Here is a 2,339-nt window from a genome sequence, read left to right as displayed (position 1 = left end):
GCTGTGTCGCTTGTCCGGGGGCGCGAACATGGAGAGTTTTGCGTTCGCGTGGGGTGGGGAGGCTTATGTGCTGCGGCGTGCGCCGTCGGCGGCGTATATGGCGGACCGCCCGTTCGGGCATGTCGACGAGGCGGCGCTGGTGCGGGCGGCGTTTGATGCGGGGGTGAGGGCGCCCGAGGTCGTCGGCGTGCTGGAGGATGGCGACGGGCTGGGCACGGGCTATGTGATGCGCCGCGTGATCGCCGAGGTGTCGCCGGCGAAGATATTGGCGGACCCGCCGCGGTCGCTGCTCGCCGACCTGGGGCGCGAGCTCGCACGCATCCATGCGATCCCGATGGACCGGGTCCCCGCTGCGATCCCGCTGATGGATACGGGCGCGGCGCTCGCCGAACTGCGCGCGCGCTTCTTGTCGTACGGCGGCGACCGGCCGGTGATCGCGCTCGCGATCAGGTGGTGCGAGGATCATCTGCCCGAACCCGCGGTGCCGGTGCTGGTGCACGGCGATTACCGCATGGGCAATGTGATGGTGGATAGCGAAGGGCTGGCCGCGGTGCTCGACTGGGAGCTCGCGCATCGCGGCGATGCGCATGAGGACCTCGCGTTCGGCTGCATGACCGTGTGGCGCTTCGGCCAGCTCGACAAGCCGGCGTTCGGGGTCGGCAGCCTCGACGATTACTTCGCGGCCTATGAGGCGGCAGGCGGGGCGAAGGTCGACCCGGCGCGCTTCCGCTTCTGGCTGGTCTACCGGACGCTCTGGTGGGCGCTCGGCTGCCTGCAGATGGGGCAGATGTGGCGGAGCGGCGCCGACCGGACGGTCGAGCGCGTCGTGATCGGGCGGCGCACGGCCGAGCAGGAGCTCGACCTTGTGCGGCTGCTCGAGGCGGAGGCGCCGGAAGCCGAGCAGGCCGCCGCCTTGCCTCCGTCGCAGCCGGTCGTACCGGAACCCGCAGGCGAACCCACGAACCGCGAGATCGTCGAGGCGGTGCGCGACTGGATCGAAGGATCGATCAAGCCGGCATCGCAAGGCCATGCCAAGTTCGAGGCGGTGGTCGCGATGAATGCGCTCGGCATCGTGCTGCGCGACCTCGATGCCGGGGTGCGCGCCGAGGATGCGGCGCTCGCTGCCGCGCTATTGAACGGCACCACGACGCTCGCCGCGCCCGGCCTGCTCGCGAAGCTGCGGCGCGACGTGCTCGACAAATGCGCGGTCGACAGCCCCAAATATGCCGCGCTGGCGGCGGCGCGCGCCGACTGGCGCGGATAACAGGACAAGGGAGAGAGACGATGGATTTTGCGGTACCCGCCGACTTGCAGGCGTATCTTGCCGAACTCGACGCGTTTATCGACGCCGAGATCAGGCCGCTCGAGCTGGCGGACGACAATATCCGCTTCTTCGACCATCGGCGCGAACATGCGCGCACCGACTGGGACAATCAGGGGCTGCCGCGCCACGAGTGGGAAGAGCTGCTCAAGGCGGCGACGCGCAAGGCCGATGCCGCGGGGCACTGGCGCTTCTCGGCGCCGAAGCGATATGGCGGCAAGGACGGATCGAACCTGTGGATGGCGGTGATCCGCGAGCATCTCGCGGCGAAGGGGCTCGGCCTCCACAACGATCTCCAGAACGAGCATAGCATCGTCGGCAACTTCCCGTTCGTCGAGATGTTCGAGCAGTTCGCGACGAGCGACGAGCAGAAGGCCGAGTTCATCCTCGGCGGGTTCGAGGGCAAGCGCCGCACCGCCTTTGGCCTGACCGAGCCCGACCATGGATCGGACGCGACGTTTATGGAGACGCGCGCGGTCAGGGAGACGCGCGACGGCGTCGACGGCTGGCTGATCAACGGCGAGAAGATGTGGACGACGGGGATGCACGTCGCGACGCACTGTGCGACCTTCTGCCGCACCAGCGGCGACGACGGCAGCGCGAAGGGGATCACCTGCCTGCTCGTCCCCAACCCGTCGCCGGGGCTCGTGATCGAGGAATATCTCTGGACGTTCAACATGCCGACCGACCATCCGCGGGTGAGCTTCACCGATGTGTGGGTGCCGGGCAGCGCGCGGCTCGGCCCCGAGGACGGCGGGCTCGCGATCGCGCAGAGCTTCGTCCACCAGAACCGCATCCGCCAGGCGGCATCGTCGCTCGGCGCCGCGCTCTACTGCATCGAGGAGAGCGTGAAATATGCGCGGCAACGCAAGCCGTTCGGCGAGGCGCTGGCGAAGAACCAGGCGATCCAGTTCCCGCTCGTCGAGCTCGCGACGCAGGCCGAGATGCTCCGCCTGCTCATCCGCAAGACCGCGTGGGACATGGACAACACGGAGCACAAACAGGTCGAGCGCACCCT

At 68.7% G+C, this 2,339-nt stretch carries 2 protein-coding genes; both read left to right on the top strand.

The genetic code is table 11. The annotated features are described in order from the left end of the window. Nucleotide 1 precedes the first annotated feature (1 nt). Nucleotides 2–1,264 carry a phosphotransferase gene (locus tag VGN62_RS05455; protein WP_327451681.1) on the top strand — a complete coding sequence of 421 codons (1,263 nt, stop codon included), beginning with the start codon at nucleotides 2–4 and terminating at the stop codon, nucleotides 1,262–1,264. A gap of 20 nt (nucleotides 1,265–1,284) precedes the next feature. Beyond that, nucleotides 1,285–2,339: acyl-CoA dehydrogenase family protein (locus VGN62_RS05450; protein WP_327451680.1), on the top strand; the 1,055-nt coding region annotated here is incomplete at its 3' end.

The organism is Sphingopyxis sp. (assembly GCF_035998905.1).
Classification (GTDB): Bacteria; Pseudomonadota; Alphaproteobacteria; order Sphingomonadales; family Sphingomonadaceae; genus Sphingopyxis.
Note: the sequence above shows the minus strand (reverse complement) of the source record. Positions and strands in the feature narration are given on the sequence as shown.